This window comes from Bradyrhizobium sp. A11 (assembly GCF_042077125.1).
In the GTDB taxonomy this organism is placed as follows: domain Bacteria; phylum Pseudomonadota; class Alphaproteobacteria; order Rhizobiales; family Xanthobacteraceae; genus Bradyrhizobium; species Bradyrhizobium japonicum_B.
The window spans coordinates 6133304-6150913 of sequence record NZ_CP149509.1 but is presented as its reverse complement, the minus strand read 5'-3'; the positions used below and the strand labels follow the sequence as shown (position 1 = coordinate 6150913).

General features: G+C 65.4%; 19 protein-coding genes. 15 read left to right on the top strand and 4 right to left on the bottom strand.

All coding sequences use genetic code 11. The features are described 5' to 3' along the window. The first annotated feature begins 40 nt into the window (after window positions 1-40). The 3 genes from WI560_RS28940 to WI560_RS28930 all read left to right on the top strand — a co-directional run bounded on the left by WI560_RS28940 (window position 41) and on the right by WI560_RS28930 (window position 3489). Window positions 41-1285 (top strand): acyl-CoA dehydrogenase, encoded by a 1245-nt coding sequence (locus WI560_RS28940; protein WP_375305906.1) that lies wholly within the window; start codon window positions 41-43, stop codon window positions 1283-1285. 118 nt (window positions 1286-1403) lie between these two features. Beyond that, window positions 1404-2648 (top strand): acyl-CoA dehydrogenase, encoded by a 1245-nt coding sequence (locus WI560_RS28935; RefSeq protein ID WP_375305905.1) that lies wholly within the window; start codon window positions 1404-1406, stop codon window positions 2646-2648. 139 nt (window positions 2649-2787) lie between these two features. Next, window positions 2788-3489 (top strand): nitroreductase, encoded by a 702-nt coding sequence (locus WI560_RS28930; protein WP_375305904.1) that lies wholly within the window; start codon window positions 2788-2790, stop codon window positions 3487-3489. Window positions 3490-3580: 91 nt separating this feature from the next. Here WI560_RS28930 and WI560_RS28925 read toward each other — a convergent pair whose 3' ends face one another. Together WI560_RS28925 and WI560_RS28920 are read right to left on the bottom strand one after the other, a co-directional pair. Then, window positions 3581-4129 (bottom strand): sigma-70 family RNA polymerase sigma factor, encoded by a 549-nt coding sequence (locus tag WI560_RS28925; RefSeq protein ID WP_018316216.1) that lies wholly within the window; start codon window positions 4127-4129, stop codon window positions 3581-3583. Beyond that, complete coding sequence (locus tag WI560_RS28920; RefSeq protein ID WP_028134180.1) at window positions 4129-4362, bottom strand: NepR family anti-sigma factor; 234 nt, start codon at window positions 4360-4362, stop codon at window positions 4129-4131. The genes WI560_RS28925 and WI560_RS28920 overlap by 1 nt, the downstream gene beginning before the upstream one ends. 207 nt (window positions 4363-4569) lie before the next feature. Here WI560_RS28920 and WI560_RS28915 point away from each other — a divergent pair, with 207 nt between their 5' ends. The 11 genes from WI560_RS28915 (at window position 4570) to WI560_RS28865 (ending at window position 14343) form a co-directional block, all read left to right on the top strand. After that, window positions 4570-5376 carry a response regulator gene (locus WI560_RS28915; RefSeq protein ID WP_257197808.1) on the top strand — a complete coding sequence of 269 codons (807 nt, stop codon included), beginning with the start codon at window positions 4570-4572 and terminating at the stop codon, window positions 5374-5376. 135 nt (window positions 5377-5511) lie between these two features. Continuing rightward, a complete protein-coding gene (locus WI560_RS28910; protein ID WP_375305903.1) occupies window positions 5512-6126 on the top strand; it encodes a nuclear transport factor 2 family protein in 615 nt (204 codons plus the stop codon). Between the two features lie 250 nt (window positions 6127-6376). Then, window positions 6377-6799: a hypothetical protein gene (locus tag WI560_RS28905; protein ID WP_375305902.1), complete on the top strand. Its 423-nt coding sequence runs from the start codon at window positions 6377-6379 to the stop codon at window positions 6797-6799. A 123-nt stretch (window positions 6800-6922) separates the two neighbouring features. Further along, window positions 6923-8800 (top strand): molecular chaperone HtpG, encoded by a 1878-nt coding sequence (gene htpG / locus WI560_RS28900; protein ID WP_375305901.1) that lies wholly within the window; start codon window positions 6923-6925, stop codon window positions 8798-8800. 173 nt (window positions 8801-8973) lie between these two features. Continuing rightward, entirely contained in the window at window positions 8974-9249 is a 276-nt protein-coding gene (locus WI560_RS28895) for a DUF3551 domain-containing protein (protein WP_257176325.1), read from the top strand. 32 nt (window positions 9250-9281) lie between these two features. After that, entirely contained in the window at window positions 9282-9545 is a 264-nt protein-coding gene (locus WI560_RS28890) for a DUF3551 domain-containing protein (protein WP_375305900.1), read from the top strand. 183 nt (window positions 9546-9728) lie between these two features. Beyond that, the gene (locus tag WI560_RS28885) at window positions 9729-11543 is read left to right on the top strand and encodes a long-chain-acyl-CoA synthetase (protein ID WP_375305899.1); all 1815 of its coding nucleotides are present in this window, start codon (window positions 9729-9731) and stop codon (window positions 11541-11543) included. Window positions 11544-11683: 140 nt separating this feature from the next. After that, window positions 11684-11929 (top strand): acyl carrier protein, encoded by a 246-nt coding sequence (locus tag WI560_RS28880; RefSeq protein ID WP_028134192.1) that lies wholly within the window; start codon window positions 11684-11686, stop codon window positions 11927-11929. After that, entirely contained in the window at window positions 11916-13298 is a 1383-nt protein-coding gene (locus WI560_RS28875; RefSeq protein ID WP_375305898.1) for a class I adenylate-forming enzyme family protein, read from the top strand. The genes WI560_RS28880 and WI560_RS28875 overlap by 14 nt, the downstream gene beginning before the upstream one ends. Next, window positions 13291-14013: an SDR family NAD(P)-dependent oxidoreductase gene (locus WI560_RS28870; protein WP_375305897.1), complete on the top strand. Its 723-nt coding sequence runs from the start codon at window positions 13291-13293 to the stop codon at window positions 14011-14013. The genes WI560_RS28875 and WI560_RS28870 overlap by 8 nt, the downstream gene beginning before the upstream one ends. A gap of 126 nt (window positions 14014-14139) precedes the next feature. Further along, entirely contained in the window at window positions 14140-14343 is a 204-nt protein-coding gene (locus tag WI560_RS28865) for a hypothetical protein (protein ID WP_375305896.1), read from the top strand. 19 nt (window positions 14344-14362) lie between these two features. Here the strand turns inward: WI560_RS28865 and WI560_RS28860 are convergent, their stop codons facing one another. Next, entirely contained in the window at window positions 14363-14761 is a 399-nt protein-coding gene (locus WI560_RS28860; RefSeq protein WP_375308934.1) for a hypothetical protein, read from the bottom strand. 212 nt (window positions 14762-14973) lie between these two features. On the opposite strand from WI560_RS28860, the gene WI560_RS28855 reads away from it, so the two are divergent. Next, window positions 14974-16119 (top strand): DUF3095 domain-containing protein, encoded by a 1146-nt coding sequence (locus tag WI560_RS28855; protein WP_375305895.1) that lies wholly within the window; start codon window positions 14974-14976, stop codon window positions 16117-16119. 85 nt (window positions 16120-16204) lie between these two features. Here the strand turns inward: WI560_RS28855 and WI560_RS28850 are convergent, their stop codons facing one another. Continuing rightward, window positions 16205-17590, bottom strand: a complete 1386-nt coding sequence (locus WI560_RS28850; protein WP_375305894.1) for an MATE family efflux transporter — start codon at window positions 17588-17590, stop codon at window positions 16205-16207. Window positions 17591-17610 lie beyond the last annotated feature (20 nt).

The following is a 17610-nucleotide window of genomic DNA, read 5'->3' as shown; positions in this document are numbered from 1 at the left end:
GCTGCGCAGCGTCCGGGGAACGAACCGAGAGAAAAAGACCATGAACTTCGACGACACCCCGCAGGAAGCCGAATTTCGCGCCACCGCCCGCGCCTGGATCGCGGCGAACGCGCCCAAGCAGTACGAGGAAGAGCTGCGCAAATCCTCGCTCGGCCGCACCGTGCTCAAAAACGCCAATATCCTGGACGTCGCAAAAGCCTGGCAGAAGAAGAAGGCCGATGCCGGCTGGGCCTGCCTGCACTGGCCGAAGGAATATGGCGGCCGCGGATCCTCGCCGATCGAGCGTGTGATCTGGTCGCAGGAAGAGGGGCCGTTCGGCCAGCTCTCGCGCATGTTCATCATCGGTCACGGCATGTGCGGGCCGACCATGATGGCGTTCGCGCGCGAGGAGCATAGGCGCACCTATCTGCCGCCGCTCGCCTCCGGCGAGAAGGTCTGGTGCCAGCTGTTCTCCGAGCCCGCCGGCGGCTCCGACGTCGCAGGGCTCCGGACGCGCGCGGAGAAGGACGGTGACGACTGGATCGTCAACGGCCAGAAGATCTGGACCTCGGGCGCGCATTATTCCGACTACGGCATCTTGCTCACGCGCACCGATCCGACCGTGCCCAAGCATAAGGGCCTCACCATGTTCTTCCTGGACATGAAGAGCCCCGGCGTCGAGGTGCGGCCGATCAAGCAGGCGAGCGGTGCGTCCGATTTCAACGAGGTCTATTTCACCAATGTCCGTATCCCCGACCATCAGCGCCTCGGCGAGGTCGGCGACGGCTGGAACGTCTCGCTGACCACGCTGATGAACGAGCGCAGTGCGATCGGCGCGGCGGTCTCGACCGGATTCCCGGAGCTGTTCGAATATTGCTCCAGCCTGATGCTCGATGACGGGCCGGCGATCGAGGATCGCGCGGTGCGCTCGAAGCTCGCGAACTGGGCCGTGAAGGCGAGCGGGCTGAAATACACCAGCATGCGCGCGATCTCGGCGCTGTCGAAGGGCGAGCGGCCGGGGCCGGAGAATTCCATCGGCAAGCTGGTGGCGGGCTCGATGATCCAGGACGTCGCGACCTACGCATTGGATCTGCAGGGAGCGAGCGGCGTGATCAGCGGCGAGGATGCCGAGCTGGCCGGCCGTTTCCAGGCCATGCTGCTGCGTGCGCCCGGAACGCGCGTCGAGGGCGGCACCGACGAGATCATGCGCAACATCATCGCCGAGCGGGTGCTGGGCCTGCCCGGCGATATCCGTGTCGACAAGGACGTGCCATTCAACAAGATCCCGACCAAGGGAAGAGGCTGAATTCGTAGGGTGGGCAAAGGCGCGGTATGCGCCGTGCCCACGTATTCTATCGAGGGAAGTGGTGGGCACGCTTCGCTTTGCCCACCCTACGCACCGAGCAAGGATTGAGAGGTCCGCCATGAATTTCGACGACACCCCGCAGGAAGCCGCTTTCCGCGACACCGCGCGCAAATGGATCGACGCCAATGCGCCGAAGGAGCTGCATGCCGAGCTGTCGAAATCTTCGCTCGGCCGTATCCGCCTCGCCAATCGCGACATCGTCGAGGTCGGCAAGGCTTGGCAGAAGAAGAAGTTCGAGGGCAATTGGGCCTGCCTGCACTGGCCCAGGGAATATGGCGGCCGCGGCGCGACGCCGATCGAGAAGGTGATCTGGCAGCAGGAAGAAGGCGTCTACGGCAAGCTGACGCAGCCGTTCCAGATCGGCGAGGGCATGTGCGGCCCGACCGTGATGGCGTTCGGCAGCGAGGAGGCCAAGCGCCGCTATCTGCCCAAGCTCGCCTCGGGCGAGGAGATCTGGTGCCAGCTGTTCTCCGAGCCGTCCGCCGGCTCGGACGTTGCGGGGCTTCGCACCCGCGCGGAGAAGAAGGGCGACGACTGGATTGTCAACGGCCAGAAGATCTGGACCTCGGGCGCGCATTATTCCGACTACGGCCTCTTGATCGCGCGCACCGATCCGAATGTGCCCAAGCACAAGGGCCTCACCATGTTCTTCCTGGACATGAAGAGCGCCGGCGTCGAGGTGCGTCCGATCAAGCAGGCCAACGGCATGCAGGAGTTCAACGAGGTCTATTTCACCGACGTGGTGATCCCTGACAGCCAGCGGCTGGGTGCCGTCGGCGATGGCTGGAGCGTGTCGCTGACGACGCTGATGAACGAGCGCATGTCGATCGGCGCGCGGCTTGCGACCGGCGTGCCCGAAATGTTCGAGTTCTGCTCCAACCTCATGCTCGAGGATGGCCCGGCCATCGACGATCCCGCCGTACGTTCGAAGCTGGCGAGCTGGGCGGCGAAGTCGAACGGACTGAAATTCACGAGCTACCGCACCATCTCGGCGCTGTCGAAGGGCGAGCGGCCGGGTCCGGAGAACTCGATCGGCAAGCTGGTCTCGGGCATGATGTTGCAGGACATCGCGACCTACGCCATGGACCTGCAGGGCGCGGCCGGCGTGCTCACCGGCACCGACGAGGAGACGGTGCAAGGCCAGTTCCAGCAGATGCTGCTGTCCTCGCCCTCGATGCGCATCGCCGGCGGCACCGACGAGATCCTGCGCAACATCATCGCCGAGCGCGTGCTGGGCCTGCCCGGCGACATCCGCGTCGACAAGGACGTGCCGTACAACAAGATCCCGACCAAGGGACGGTGATCCGGTTCATGGCTGTGTCTCGTAGGGTGGGCAAAGCGAAGCGTGCCCACCATATGCAGATGCGCCGGGGAAAGTCTGTCGGTGGGCACGGCGCTACGCGCCTTTGCCCAGCCTACGAAGCAAGCATCGCGAGCTGACCATGGACGCAAAAGTGAGCCAGACCCAAAACCGCATCGACGTGCTCGAAGAGCTGCTCAACGAGCGTTACTCCGTCCGCGCGTTCCTGCCCAAGCAGGTCGACCGCGCCACCATCGAGCATGTGCTGACCACCGCGCAGCGCACCGCGTCCTGGTGCAACAGCCAGCCCTGGCAGGTCGTCATCGCCAGCGGCGCGGCCAAGGAGCGCTTTCGCGAGGCGATCTACAAGGAGGCCTCAGGCGGTCTCGGCGACGACTATGACTTCACCCCGCCGCGCGAATATGTCGGCGTCTATCTCGAACGCCGCCGCGAGAGCGGCTTTCAGCTCTACAACACGCTCGGTATCGCCCGCGGCGACAAGATGGCCTACGCCAGGCAGGCGCTGGAGAACTACAATTTCTTCGGCGCACCGCATGTCGCGATCATCCACACCAACGAGCCGCTCGGCATTTACGGTGCGATCGATTGCGGCGCCTATGTCTCGAACTTCATGCTGGCTGCGCAGGCGCTCGGGCTCGGCACCATTCCGCAGGCCGCGCTGGCGCGGCACTCCGGCCTGATCCGCCGCCACTTCAACCTGCCTGACGATCGCCGCATCGTCTGCGGCATCTCGTTCGGCTATGCCGACCATGCGCACAAGGTCAACAGCTATCGCACCTCGCGTGCAAGCGTGGCCGAGACCGTCACTTTCGTGGAGGAGTGATCGGCGCGGGCGGCGTCGTTCGCGCACGCATGCAAAGGCGGCCGCAGAAGCGGCCGCCTTGCTGTTGTCTCGAACTCAAGAACGCCGGCCGTCAGCCGCCGCTGCCGCCGATCACAGCCCGCACGGTCTCGTCCGGCCCGAAATCCTCGGCGCCGTCGACGTAGAGCAGCGCGGCGAGCTTCGAGCGGGCGCGGTTGACGCGGCTCTTGATCGTGCCGACGGCGCAGCCGCAGATCGAAGCCGCGTCCTCGTAGGAGAAGCCGGAGGCGCCGACCAGGATCAACGCTTCACGCTGGTCCTGGGGAAGCTTGTCCAGCGCCGTGCGGAATTCCTCGAACTCGAGATGCGCGTTCTGCGACGGCTGTGTCTTCAGCGTCTTGGCGTAATTGCCCTCGGCATCCTCGACCTCGCGCCGCCGCTTGCGATAGTCAGAGCGGAACAGGTTGCGCAGGATCGTGAACAGCCACGCCGGCAGGTTGGAGCCGGGCTGGAACGAGTCGATATTGGCGAGCGCGCGAAGCAGCGTCTCCTGCACCAGGTCGTCGGCGCGGTCGGCATTGCCGCTGAGCGAGATGGCAAAGGCGCGCAGACTGGGTACGGCCGCCAGGATGTCGTTACGCAGGGAGTCCGTGAGAGGCATTAATCCCTCCCATTGGTGTTGTCGTTAGATCCCCCGTCATTTTCCACTTGGGGTGTGGCTCCCTGGGCATCAAGCTTCTTGATCAGTTCTGCGAACCGATCCGGAACCCCCTGCCGTACCACGTCGTCGTACATGGCACGCAGCTGATGCCCGATCCGGGATTGAATCTCCGGAGTGAGCCCTCCCTTGCCGGGGGTCGTGCTTCTGGTTGCTTGAGACTTGAGATCTTTCATGACCTGTTCCACGTTTCCCCGAGTTAAGTTACTGTAAAATCGAGAAGTTTTCTCAACCGGGAGCCGTTCCCTGGATAGGCACAATTCCAGGTTCGAGAAAAAGTTCCGCCTCTAGCGGAACTTTTCTTGGGCTAAGGCGTAAACAGCCTGCAGGGGAACCCGGGCCCCCCGCGTTGCAGGTTTGGCCCGAAGATGAATGGAGTGGGGATGTCCCGTTCACAGCTCGTTGCCGAACACTTGCCGTTGTTGCGCCGGTACGCGCGCGCCCTGACGGGCAGCCAGGCATCCGGCGACGCCTATGTCGCAGCCATGTTGGAAGCCATGCTCGGAGATCCCAGCGTGCTCGACGAGAGCCATGGCCCCCGCGTCGGGCTGTTCCGGCTATTCACCCAGATCTGGAATTCGGTCTCCGTCAACGACGATTCGGAGGTGGCGACCCTGCCGATGCCGCCGGAGCGACGGCTGTCGAACATCACGCCGCTGCCGCGGCAGGCCTTCCTGCTGCTCTCCCTGGAGGGATTCTCGGAGGAGGAGGTCGCCTTCATCCTCGGCACCGACGTCGCCGAGACGCGGCGGCTGGCGGACACCGCCGGACGCGAGATGGCGGCCGAGATCGCGACCGACGTGCTCATCATCGAGGACGAGACCTTCATCGCCATGGACCTCGAGAGCCTGGTGAAGAATCTCGGCCACAACGTCGTCGGCGTCGCGCGCACCCATGCCGATGCGGTGGCGCTGGCCAAGAACAAGCGGCCCGGCCTCATCCTCGCCGACATCCAGCTTGCCGACGGCTCCTCGGGGCTCGATGCCGTCAACGAATTGCTGCGCACCTTCGAGGTGCCGGTGGTGTTCATTACCGCCTATCCGGAGCGCTTCCTCACCGGCGAGCGTCCCGAGCCGGCCTTCCTGATCTCGAAACCGTTCCAGCCCGCGATGGTGTCGGCGGTGGCGAGCCAGGCCCTTTTCTTCCAGCGCAACTCGCGCAACCGAGCGCCGAAGGCGCCGGCGGCGTAAGGCAGGCGACCTTCGCGAACGATCTGAACCGGCGTGCCGCAAGGCACGCCGGTTTTTCGTGCCGGTCGCCCGCCCTTGACGCGCATCGGCTACGCCGCTCATAGCTCATGCATGATCCTCGTCGGAGATATGCCCATGGACCAGCAATTGCTCGATCGTCTCGCCATTCGCGACCTCGTCGAGAACTGGGCGGTGTGGCGCGATGCCGGCGATTGGGAGCGCTTTGCCACGGTCTGGCACGACGAGGGCTGGATGTCCGCCACCTGGTTTCAGGGACCGGCGCGGGAGTTCATGCGCGTCAGCCAGGAGGGATTTGCCAGAGGCGTTCGCATCCTGCATTTCCTCGGCGGCACCAGCATCGATCTTTCCGGCGCGCGGGCGATCGCCCAGACCAAGATGACGATCTCGCAGCGCGCCCTGGTGCACGACGTGCTCTGCGACGTCGTCTGCACCGGGCGCTTCTACGATTTCCTCGAGAAGCGGCAGGGAAGATGGGGCATCGTCCGGCGCCAGCCGATCTACGAGAAGGACCGCATTGACCCGGTCGATCCTGCCGCGACGCTCCGCCTCGACCAGGAAGCGCTCGCCGCGCTGCCCGAAGGCTATCGCCATCTCGCCTACGTGCAGGAGCTGATCGGCTACAGGGTCAAGCGCGACATGCCGGGCCTGACCGGGCCCGAGGTCGAGCAGCTCTACGACGAGGGGCGGGATTGGCTGGCAGGCAAGGCCGCGCAACTCCAGCCAAAATGAGCCCCAGACAAAAGTAAGGCGCGACTGGCATCACCACAGTCGCGCCCTACGTCGCCGGCTTATGGGGCAGGGGGGAATAGCCGGCTGCTGAGACGACTCCTGTCCAGGCGAGACGTTCCAAGCCTTGCGAAATATTTTCCGCACGCTGCTGCATTTGTCGGACACGGTTAAGTGATCATGACGGTCAAGAACCCCCGGTCCTCCGCTTGCGTTGTTCCCGCGATCGCCATGGGGCGAGGGACCGACAGCCATGTCACAGATTCATAAGGTATTTTTAGGCGCAATCGCGATGGCCGCGACGCTCGGCGCGGTGCAATTGGCCTCCGGCCACGATCTGGCCGACCGCTGGCAGGCGGTCGCCGATCTGCCCAGCCACAGCCTGAGCCACGCCCCAGGTCACAACGTCAATCGCGCCGGCAAGGCCGATCGTATTGCCGAGCTCAAGCCGGCCGCGGTTCCCACCCGCACCGTCTCGATGCGGCTGAACGACCTCGCCGCCACGTCGGTGCTGCTGCGGGTGCCTGCCGCGATCGAGACCGGCAACGCCAAGCCGCCGGCACTGCTCCAGAACCAGAAGAAGGTGCGCACCAAGCCGACGATCGCCTGCGAGCCGATGGTCAGCTCGCTGACCGAGGTCGCAAAGCTGCTCCAGCCCGGTCGTTGCGTGACCTGATCCGCTGCGCGACCAGACAGATCGTCCTCCCGCCGGGAGGGCGATTTTTCACGTCCACTTGATCCCCTCTCGCCTCGCGTTATATCCCGGGTTTCTTCCTTTTCGTTTTGACCGGGTAAACGCATGACGACGTCAGACACGGCTGTGCATACGCAGCCCTTCCAGGCCGAGGTTTCCGAGCTGCTGCACCTCATGGTGCACTCCGTCTATTCCGAGACCGACATCTTCCTGCGCGAGCTCGTCTCCAACGCCTCCGACGCCTGCGACAAGCTCCGCTACGAGGCGATAGCCAGCCCGGCGTTGCTGGGCGAGGGCGACGCGCTCAAGATCCGCATCGCCCCGAACAAGCAGGCCAATACGCTCGTGATCGCCGACAACGGCATCGGCATGGAGCGGCAGGAGCTGATCGATCATCTCGGCACCATCGCCCGCTCCGGCACCAAGGCGTTCGTGTCCAAGCTGAAGGAGGCCAAGGACGGTCTCGGCCTGATCGGCCAGTTCGGCGTCGGCTTCTATTCCGCCTTCATGGTCGCCGAGAAGATCGTCGTGATCAGCCGCCGCGCCGGCGAGAGCGATGTCTGGTCCTGGACCTCCTCCGGCGGCTCGGGCTTCGAGATCGCCCGCGCCAGCGACGAGGAGGCGGCGCGCCTGACGCGGGGCACCGAGATCGTCCTGCACCTGAAGGACGATGCCAGGAAATATCTCGAAGCCTTCGAGATCGAGCGCATCGTTCATGCCTATTCTGACAACATCCTGTTTCCGATCGAGCTCGTGCCGGAGGAAGGCGAGCCGCGCCAGATCAATTCGGCAAGCGCGCTGTGGCAGCGTTCGAAGTCCGAGCTGACGCCGGAGGACTACAAGAAGGCCTATCAGCAGATCGCATCCGCCTTCGACGATCCCGCGATGACGCTGCATTACCGTGCCGAGGGGCGCTATTCCTACGCCGTGCTGCTGTTTGCGCCCTCGGCCAAGCCGTTCGACCTGTTCGAGCCGAACCGCAAGGGCCGCGTGAAGCTTTACGTCCGCCGGGTCTTCATCACCGATGATGCCGATCTGTTGCCGGGCTATTTGCGTTTCATCCGCGGCGTCGTCGACAGCGAGGATCTCCCGCTCAACATTTCCCGCGAGATGCTGCAGAACAATCCGCAGCTGGCGCAGATCCGCAAGGCGGTGGCGACCCGGGTCGTGTCGGAGCTCGAAAGCCTCGCCGACAAGGATCCGGACAATTTTGCCAAGATCTGGGACGGGTTCGGTGCGGTGCTCAAGGAAGGCATCTACGAGGATTTCGAGCGGCGCGAAAAGCTGCTGGCCCTGTCGCGCTTCACCACGACGTCGGGTGAGAAGCGTTCGCTGAGGCAGGTCATCGCCGATTTCAAGCCGAACCAGACCGAGATCTACTATCTCGTCGGCGACAGCATCGAACGGCTGAAGTCCAATCCGCGGCTCGAGGCGGCAACCGCGCGCGGCATCGAGGTGCTGCTGCTGTCCGATCCCGTCGACGCGTTCTGGACCTCGATGCCGTCGGAGTTCGAGGGCAAGCCGCTGAAGTCGCTGAGCCAGGGCGATCTCAATCTCGACCTGATCCCGCGCGTCGATGAGGCGGACGAGGCGAAGAAGGAGGAGCCAGCCGCGGATGAGGCCGCCACCGTCGCCGTGATCAAGGCCGCGCTCGGCGAGCGCGTCAGCGACGTCAAGGCCTCGACGCGCCTCACCAGCTCGGCCTCCTGCCTCGTTGCCGACAGCCAGGGCCCGAGCCGCGAGCTCGAGCGCATCCTGTCGCAGCAGAACCGGGGCCTGCGCACCAAGCCGATCCTCGAGATCAATCTGCGTCATCCGCTGGTAACGGCGATCACCAAGGCGCAAGCCGGCTCGAAAACCGTCGACGATCTCAGCCTGCTCCTGCTCGAGCAGGCGCAGATCCTGGACGGCGAATTGCCGGAAGACCCGGCGGCGTTCGCGACAAGGCTGAACCGGCTGGTGTTGCAGGGGCTGGGCGGCTAGCGCTGCCTGGCAACATCGTTCCGGCTGGGCTTGACCGTCACTCCCTCTCCGCCGCGCATCGCTTTTGGCGTTGTGCGGTCCACTCACCTTGACGTCATCAGGCCCGCGGAACAGTCGCGGACGACGAGATGCTGTGTCATATGAAGCGACGCCACCAAATCGAGGGTAGCCCCATGCGCCTGCCATTCCTCATTCTCACCGCGATCTTCACGTTGCTGGGCGCAGCGGATGCCAGCGCGCAGAGATACGATCCGGCCTATCCCTTCTGCATGCATCGCTACGTCGGCGGCCCCGGTGGCGGAGGCGGTGACTATTTCGACTGCTCGTTTACCTCGATGGAGCAGTGCCGCGCGACGGCGTCGGGCCTTGCCGCGACCTGCGACCCCAATCCCTATTACGCCTACAACGAGCCGCCGCCGCCGCGCCGGCGCCACAAGAGGCCGCAATAGATCGTCGATGTGCCGTGCAGGAGGACCCTGTCGTGCGTCTCTGGTCGTACCCGATCATGGCCATCGCGGCGTTGCTCGTGGCCACCCCCTCGCAGGCGCAGACCTACGATCCGCGCTATCCTGTCTGCATGCACGTCTATGCCGGTCGCGGCGGCCTGAACTGGTATGATTGCTCTTTCACATCGATGCCGCAGTGCCGCGCTACGGCCTCGGGCCGCGCTGCGACCTGCGATCTCAATCCGTATTATCAGCCCAAAACACCTTCGCAGCGCTCGCGTCACAAGCGCAGCGGCTAGCGGCCCCTACGTCCGCCATCTTGCGCCAGCGATCGGCCTGCGCTGACGGCATGCCGCCGAAAGCGTCGGCCTGGTAAAGGATGGCTAGCGTTAATCGCCTCCTAACCGGGTTTACCTTGTCTTTTAACGCCTGGGTCAGGGCGCACGGGCTAGACTGCCGGAAACCGCAGACCGCCCGAAAGAGTGAACAATATGACCACCGGCGTCATCGAGCAGCCGAAAGTCGCGCGCGCACCGTCGGCTTCCAGGATCTGGCTGAAGGCGATCGAGCTCACCGCGCGGATCGAGACGCTGCCGGGACGCCTGTTCGCCGACGTCATCGACGATTGGGCACAGCGCCAGCCCGACCGCGTTGCGCTGCTGACGGACGATGCAAGTCTCGATTATGCCGGCCTGTCGAAACGCATCAATCGTTACGCGCGCTGGACGCGCTCGGTCGGCGTGGCCAAGGGCGATGTCGTCGCCTTGATCATGCCGAACGGCATCGACTATCTCGCAGCGTGGCTCGGCATCAGCCGGGTCGGTGGCGTGGTCGCGCTTCTCAACACCAAGCTGGTCGGCCCCTCGCTCGCGCATTGCATCGAGGTCGCCAGGCCCTCCCACATCATCGTGGCGCATGAGCTGACGGAGATGCTGGACGGAGCCGCGCCGCATCTGAAAAGTCGGGCCAAGGTGTGGACGCATGGCGATGCCCGCGGCGACCGCGCCATCGACGTCGCGCTTGCGGCGCTGGACGACGCGCCGCTGTCGCCGGAGGAGCACGGCGAGGTCACCATCGACGACCGCGCGCTGCTGATCTACACCTCGGGCACGACAGGCCTGCCGAAGGCCGCCAGTATCAGCCATCGCCGCATTCTCAATTGGGGTTTCTGGTTCGCCGGCCTCACCGGCGCGAGCCCGCAAGACCGGCTCTATGATTGCCTGCCGCTGTTCCACTCGGTCGGCGGCATCGTCGCGCCGTGCAGCATGCTCGCCGCCGGCGGCTCGGTGGTGATCGCCGAGAAATTCTCGGCGTCGCATTTCTGGTCGGACATCGTCCGGCACGACTGCACGCTGTTTCAATATATCGGCGAGCTCTGCCGTTACCTGCTCAAGGCTCCGCCCTCGGAATACGAGAACCGCCATCGTCTCCGCCTCGTTTGCGGCAACGGGCTGTGCGGCGACATCTGGGAGGATTTTCAGGCGCGTTTCGCCATTCCCCGCATCCTCGAATTCTATGCGGCGACGGAAGGAAATTTCTCGCTGTTCAATGTCGAGGGGCGGCCGGGCGCGATCGGCCGCATCCCGCCGCTGCTGGCGCATCGCTTCCCTGCCAATCTCGTCAGGCTCGATCCGGACAACGGCGCGCCGCTGCGCGATGAAAAGGGCTTCTGCATCGCCTGCGCCCGCGGCGAGGCCGGCGAAGCCATCGGCCGCATCGGCACCGCCGACGAGGGCGGGGGTCGCTTCGAGGGCTACACCGACGCCGGCGAAACCGAGAGGAAGATCCTGCGCGATGTGTTTGCCAGGGGCGATGCCTGGTTTCGCACCGGCGATCTGATGCGGATTGACGACAAGGGGTTCTTCCATTTCGTCGATCGGATCGGCGACACGTTCCGCTGGAAGGGTGAGAACGTCGCGACCTCTGAGGTGAACGAGGTGATGCGCGATTTCACCGGTGTGGTCGATGCCACCACCTACGGCGTCAGCATCCCCGGCGCCGATGGCCGCGCCGGCATGAGCGCGATCGTGGTCAACGAGGGCTTTGACATTGCAGCACTGCCCGCACATCTGTCGCGGCGCCTGCCGGCCTATGCCCGTCCGGTCTTCATCCGCATCTCCCGCGAGATCGATGCGACCGAGACGTTCAAGCAGAAGAAGGGCGATCTGTTGCGGGAAGGTTTCGATCCCGCCGCGATCCCCGACCCGCTGTTCATGGCGGACTCGAAATTCGGAGCCTATGTCCCGCTGGATGCCGAGGCTTATGCGGCAATCCTGGGCGGCTCGATCAGGCTGTGACTCCGCCAAAATCGGCAGATAGGTCCAATTTTATCTGAATTGTCCAAGAAGACATTTACTTCTCTCGGGTAAACAGGCGGCCATGGGGAGGCGGCCAGCACGAGCCGCCGCAACACCAACGATAACAAAGCGAGCCAGCCATGTCGGTAAGGTCAAAGGTCATCGAGGCGATCCGGCAGATCGCCAAGGAGCAGAACGTCACGCTTCCGGAGCTGTCGGACGATCTGTCGCTGCACGAGACGGGCTTCGACTCCCTCGCCTTCGCCATCCTGGTGGCGCGTCTCGAGGATGACACCGGCGTCGATCCCTTCACCATTTCCGAGGACGCAGCGTTCCCCGCCACCGTGGGCGATTTCGTGCGGGCCTACGAAAATGTCCCCGCGTGAGATCTTTGCACTCCGCGACCATCTTGGCGCGGAGTTGAAAGGCCGCACGCTGTCCGATCCGCGGACCAGCGTCTCGTTGACCGATATCCTCTCGCAGACGGTCCTGGGCGGCCGCCTGCGCGAATTGTCGGGCCGCTCCGTGCTGCTCAAGCTGCCCGACCAGCTCCGGTCGGGCCTTGCCATGATCGAGCTCGACGGCATCGCGAGCCGCATGCTGCTGTGCCCGCCCGATCTCAACCCGGCGCATCTCGATGCACTGATCGCGGATGCCGGGATCGATGCCGTCGTCACCGACGACGCCGGTCGTTGGGCCGATTCGGGCGTGTCGCTCGTCGTGATCGCGCAATTGCCGCTCGAGGCGGCCGCGCCGGCCAAGACCGAGCGCGCCACGGAATGGCTGATGCTGACCTCGGGCACCTCAGGCGTGCCGAAAATCGTCGGGCACACGCTGGAAGCGCTGACCGGCGCCATCGTAGCCGAGGGCCCCGCGCGCGGACCTGCGCCGGTGTGGGCGACGTTCTACGACATCCGCCGCTATGGCGGCCTGCAGATCTTCCTCCGCGCCGTCCTGTCCGGCGGCTCGATGGTGCTGTCGGACCCGCATGAAGCGCTCGGCGATCACGTCGCGCGGCTGAAGGCGCGTGGCGTCTCGCACATCTCCGGCACACCGTCGCACTGGCGCAAGCTCCTGATGAGCGGTTCGGCCACGCAATTCGCCCCGGCTTACGTCCGCCTCTCCGGCGAAATCGCCGACCAGGCGGTGCTCGACGGGTTGAAGGCGACATTCCCCAATTCCTCGGTCGGTCACGCCTATGCCTCGACCGAGGCCGGCGTCGGCTTCGCCGTGAATGACGGGCTGGAAGGCTTTCCGGCCGACTATCTCGGCAATCGCAACGGCGTCGAGATGAAGGTGGTCGACGGTTCGCTGCGGATCCGTTCGACGCGCACCGCGCACGCCTATGTCGGTCGCAGCGCCGCGGCGCTCACCGATGACGACGGCTTCGTCGACAGCGGCGACATCGTCGAACTGCGCGGCGATCGCTATTATTTCGTCGGCCGCCGTGGCGGCATCATCAATATCGGCGGGTTGAAGGTCCACCCCGAGGAGATCGAGGCGGTGATCAACCGTCATCCCGACGTGCGGATGTCGCGGGCGAAATCGCGCAAGAGCCCGATCACCGGCGGCATCGTCGTCGCCGACGTGGTCCTGGCCGACGGCGCCGATCAGGCGCGCGCGAAAGATATCCGCGACCAGATCCTGGCTCAGTGCCGTGCGCAACTCGCCTCGCACAAGGTGCCGGCGGTGATCCGCTTCGTCGAGGCGCTCGATGTTACCCCGGCCGGCAAATTGGCGCGCACCGATGCATAACGTTCTCGTCACCGGCGGCAGCCGCGGCATTGGTCTGGCGATCGGCAGACGCCTGGTTGGTGCCGGCTACAACGTGATCGCAGTGGCACGGCGCCAGAGCGAGGAGCTCGAGGGCGCAATCTCCGAGTCCGAGGGTCGCCTGCATTTCCGCGCCTGCGATCTTGCCGTGATCGACGCGATCCCGGCCTTCGCAAAGCTCGTGCGCGACGAGTTCGGCCCGGTCTACGGCCTCGTCAACAATGCCGGCCTCGGTACCGAAGGCCTGCTCGCCACCATGCACAATTCCGAGATCGAAGCGCTGGTGCAGCTCAACGTGCTGTCGCCGATCATCCTCACCAAGTATGTGGCGCGGCAGATGATGGCGGACGGCGCCGGCCGCATCATCAACATCTCCTCGATCATCGCGACGACCGGCTATAACGGCCTGTCCGTCTACGGTGCGACCAAGGCGGCTGCCACCGGCTTCACCCGCTCGCTGGCGCGCGAGGTCGGCAAGGTCGGCATCACCGTGAATGCGATCGCGCCGGGCTTCATCGATACCGAGCTCACCCACAATCTCTCCGACGAGGGGCGCAAGCGCATCGCCGGACGCAGCGCGCTGCGCCGGCTGCCGGAGACAGACGACGTCGCGCGCATGGTGGAATATCTGCTGGGGGACGGCGGCCGCAACGTCACCGGCACCGTATTCACCGTCGATGCGGGCAATACGGCATGAGCGGAACTCGGCCGGCATGATTGCGTTGATCGGGCGCAATGACATTCAGCCCGAATTGGTCGTAATATGCCCCGTAATCGGTTGGGTTACGTCAATCGATCTGCCCTAATCGACGAGGAGCAGTCCATGGCCATGCCAAACACGGCCGCTTCAATCCGGGGCCGGACGGAGCAAGCCCAGCCGGACGTTGTCCATTGCCCGCCGATGGCGCATCAGAATTCCGGCGATCACGGCTATGAGATGTACCCGCAGCAATTCGTTCGTCTGGTCGGCTGCCATGACGCGTCGCTCGACACCTCGCGCAGGCGTCAGGACGAGAAGCTGCACTAGAAAACCGCTGCTCTAGCCGTCACGTCCCGTGCTTCGGCGAGACCTTCGGCAGGTCAATTCGTTCGTGTGAGAATTCGGGCGGCCCTTCGGTGAGGCGGCGGATGCGGCGCTCGCGCTCGTCCTCCGGCAACGCGGGATCGAGCAGCGTTTCGATCTCGTGGACTGCGATCTCCTCGATCCTGATCGCCTCTGACGTGATCGGGTGCTCCGGTGGGATCACCGGCGGCGCGATCTTCAGGCCCAGCTCGATCAGCTTGCAGATGGCATCCGAGCGGGTCAGGCGGTGGGCTTCAGCCCAGGCATCGACGGCTTCCGTCAATCTCTCGGGCATCTTGACCGCGCTGATCGGGTCGACGCCCGTGCGCCGGCGGACCGGAGAGGTGGAGTCCCTATTGCCGAAGTCGGACACCGCGATCATCCCATGCAAGGCCGTGGAGCTGAATGAGGATAGCCGCACTCCCCGGCGGGTCGTTTGATGCCGATCAATGACCCCCCGCGGCATTGCCCAGCGGGCCGGCGTCTTGTTGTTCCGGCCCATTTCAGCCAAATGATCGAAAGGGCCGCCGGCCGGCGAACCCGGATCGATCCTGTCACGTATTTGTTGCGCATTCCAACCATCCGGCATCCCCGATGACCTCAGGCGAATCGTTCTACGGCGGCATTCCGGTCTTCCGCGGTTTCACCAGCCTGATGGACCCTGCGCTCTATGCGCCGCTTCCCGACGATTGGAGCATCGGCGTTGCCGATATCGTCGATTCCACCAAGGCGATCGCGGCGCAGCGCTACAAGGCGGTCAACATGGCCGGCGCGGCGGTGATCGCGGCCGTGACGAACGCCTTGGAGGGACGCGAATTCCCCTTCGTGTTCGGCGGCGACGGCGCGAGCTTTGCGGTCGCGCCCGGCGATCTCGATGCGGCGCGCGAGGCGCTCGCCGCGACCGCCACCTGGGTGCGGGAGGACCTCGACCTGAGGATGCGGGTCGCGCTGGTGCCGGTGAGCGCCATCCGCGCGCAGGGCCTCGACGTGCGTGTCGCGCGCTTCGGTCCGTCGGCGAACCTGTCCTATGCGATGTTCTCCGGCGGCGGCCTCGCCTTTGCCGACGCGGCGATGAAGCGTGGCGAGTTCGCGGTCGCCGAGGCGCCGCCGGGCACGCAGCCCGACCTGTCCGGACTGTCCTGCCGCTTCGAGATGATGCCGGCCTCGCGCGGGCTGATCCTGTCGGTGCTGGTGATGCCGGCGCGCGGCGCCGATCCGCATGCCTTCCGCAAGGTGATCGAGGACGTCATCCATCTCGTCGAGCGCAGCCCGGACGGCGCCCGTCCGGTGCCGCCGCAGGGACCGCCGCTGAAATGGCCGCCGCAGGGGCTGGACTACGAAGCCCGCACCAGGCGCGGCGGCCCGCTGCTGGCGCGCCGAGCCAGCGTGCTGGCCTATACGCTGTTCGCCTATCTGATTATGCGCTTCGACATCAAGGTCGGCGGCTTCGTGCCCGGCCTCTACAAGCGGCAGGTCGTCGAGAACTCGGACTTCAGGAAGTATGACGACGGCCTGCGCATGGTTCTCGACTGCACCCCGCAGCTCGAGCGCGCGCTGAGCGATCGTTTGGCGGCCGCAGCGCGCGAGGGCATCGTGCGCTACGGCCTGCATCAGCAGGACGCTGCGATGATGACGTGCTTCGCGCCCTCGGCGCTACGGAGCGATCACGTCCACTTCATCGACGGCGCCCGGGGCGGCTATGCCTCGGCAGCGACGGCGCTGAAGGCGATGACGGCGTAGCCGATTCCCGTGTCCCGGACCCGCTGCGGCCCGTAGTGACGCTGCGCCGAGCGGCTGCAATCACATTCCTGCGCTTTTGCTGCGCTCATTTGCCCCAGCGCACAAACGCGACCGAGGCCGCCGTCGACAGGCCGAACACCACCATGGCCCCGCCGACCAGCGCGAACAAGGTCCAGGCCGGCGCCTGCGCAATCATGAGGCCGATGCCGCCGATCGCGACGATCAGAAGTCGTGCGGTGGAAGCAAGCACCGGTCCGCCGACGCGGGCCGCGCCTTGTGACGAGAAGTAGAGCGACACGCCTATGCCGAAGAACACGAAGGCTGGACCCGCCCAGTGGAAATAGCTGTGCGCCGCGGCAGTGACGCCGGGGTCTTGCGTAAAGAGTGCGACCCAGAGCGCGGGATCGAGCGCGACGACGAGCCCGATCAGGCCGACCGTGAGTCCGGAGGCCGCCGCCGCGGTCCAAGCGACATGCCGCGCCCGCTTCAAATGTCCGGCGCCTATCGCCAGCCCGACCATCGGCACCGAGGCGATGCCGAAGGCGAAGGTGATCGGGATCAGCAGGAATTCCAACCGCGAGCCGATGCCGTAACCGGCCAGCACCTCGGTGCCGAAGGTCGCCAGGATCTTGGTGAAGATCAGGATCGTGAGCACGGTCTGGAGCGGCGACAGGCAGGCCACCGCGCCGACCTTGAGAATGTCCAGGAACATCGCGCGCTCGAAACGGAAGGCGCGGAAGTCGAGCTGCAGCCGGCTGCGCCCGGACCACAGATACCAGAGCAGGAAAACCGCCGCGCAACTGAACGCGATCAACTGGCCGCTGGCGACACCCGGCATGCCGAATTGCGTCACACCGAACAGGCCGAGACCCAGCGTGCCCCCGAGCACGACCTGGAGCACGCTCGCCCCAATCAGCGTCATCGAGGGCAGGCGCATGTCGCCGGTGCCGCGGATCACCGAGGCCAGCGTGTTGACGAGCCAGATCGCGACCGCGCCGGAGAACAGCACCTGCGAGTAGCCGCTGGCTTCCTCCAGGACGCGGTCGCGGCCGCCGAGCAGGGTGAAGAACCAGCGGCCGAAGCCGAGCATCATCACCGTGAAGAACAGCCCGCCGCAGAGGCCGATGATGGCCGCATGCAGCGCCAGCGTCGCGGCGCGGTCACGATCGCCGGCGCCGAGGGCGCGGCTGATCGCGGACGATACCCCGCCGCCCATCGCGCCCGCGCTCATCATCTGCGTCAGCATCGCGAACGGAAACACCAGCGCGATCGCGGCGAGCGGGATGGTGCCGAGCCGGCCGATATAGGAGGTCTCGGCGATCGCGACCAGCGTGCTGCCGACCATCGCGATCATGTTGGGGACCGCGAGGCGGAGCAGCGTCGGCAGGATCGGCGCCGTCAGCAGGCTCGTAATGGAGGAGGCGACCGGTCCCCGCGGCGGGACGGCGTCTACGGGGGCGTCGATCGTCATGTTCACCGGGCGGACATTTT

Coding starts and splice junctions, on each gene's coding strand:
- WI560_RS28910 (WP_375305903.1), top strand. CDS start 5,512: ATGGACCAGCAATTGCTCGATCGTCTCGCCATTCGCGACCTCGTCGAG.
- WI560_RS28850 (WP_375305894.1), bottom strand. CDS start 17,590: ATGACGATCGACGCCCCCGTAGACGCCGTCCCGCCGCGGGGACCGGTC.
- WI560_RS28935 (WP_375305905.1), top strand. CDS start 1,404: ATGAATTTCGACGACACCCCGCAGGAAGCCGCTTTCCGCGACACCGCG.
- WI560_RS28920 (WP_028134180.1), bottom strand. CDS start 4,362: ATGAAAGATCTCAAGTCTCAAGCAACCAGAAGCACGACCCCCGGCAAG.
- htpG (WP_375305901.1), top strand. CDS start 6,923: ATGACGACGTCAGACACGGCTGTGCATACGCAGCCCTTCCAGGCCGAG.
- WI560_RS28865 (WP_375305896.1), top strand. CDS start 14,140: ATGGCCATGCCAAACACGGCCGCTTCAATCCGGGGCCGGACGGAGCAA.
- WI560_RS28880 (WP_028134192.1), top strand. CDS start 11,684: ATGTCGGTAAGGTCAAAGGTCATCGAGGCGATCCGGCAGATCGCCAAG.
- WI560_RS28895 (WP_257176325.1), top strand. CDS start 8,974: ATGCGCCTGCCATTCCTCATTCTCACCGCGATCTTCACGTTGCTGGGC.
- WI560_RS28925 (WP_018316216.1), bottom strand. CDS start 4,129: ATGCCTCTCACGGACTCCCTGCGTAACGACATCCTGGCGGCCGTACCC.
- WI560_RS28870 (WP_375305897.1), top strand. CDS start 13,291: ATGCATAACGTTCTCGTCACCGGCGGCAGCCGCGGCATTGGTCTGGCG.
- WI560_RS28855 (WP_375305895.1), top strand. CDS start 14,974: ATGACCTCAGGCGAATCGTTCTACGGCGGCATTCCGGTCTTCCGCGGT.
- WI560_RS28875 (WP_375305898.1), top strand. CDS start 11,916: ATGTCCCCGCGTGAGATCTTTGCACTCCGCGACCATCTTGGCGCGGAG.
- WI560_RS28940 (WP_375305906.1), top strand. CDS start 41: ATGAACTTCGACGACACCCCGCAGGAAGCCGAATTTCGCGCCACCGCC.
- WI560_RS28915 (WP_257197808.1), top strand. CDS start 4,570: ATGTCCCGTTCACAGCTCGTTGCCGAACACTTGCCGTTGTTGCGCCGG.
- WI560_RS28905 (WP_375305902.1), top strand. CDS start 6,377: ATGTCACAGATTCATAAGGTATTTTTAGGCGCAATCGCGATGGCCGCG.
- WI560_RS28930 (WP_375305904.1), top strand. CDS start 2,788: ATGGACGCAAAAGTGAGCCAGACCCAAAACCGCATCGACGTGCTCGAA.
- WI560_RS28860 (WP_375308934.1), bottom strand. CDS start 14,761: ATGATCGCGGTGTCCGACTTCGGCAATAGGGACTCCACCTCTCCGGTC.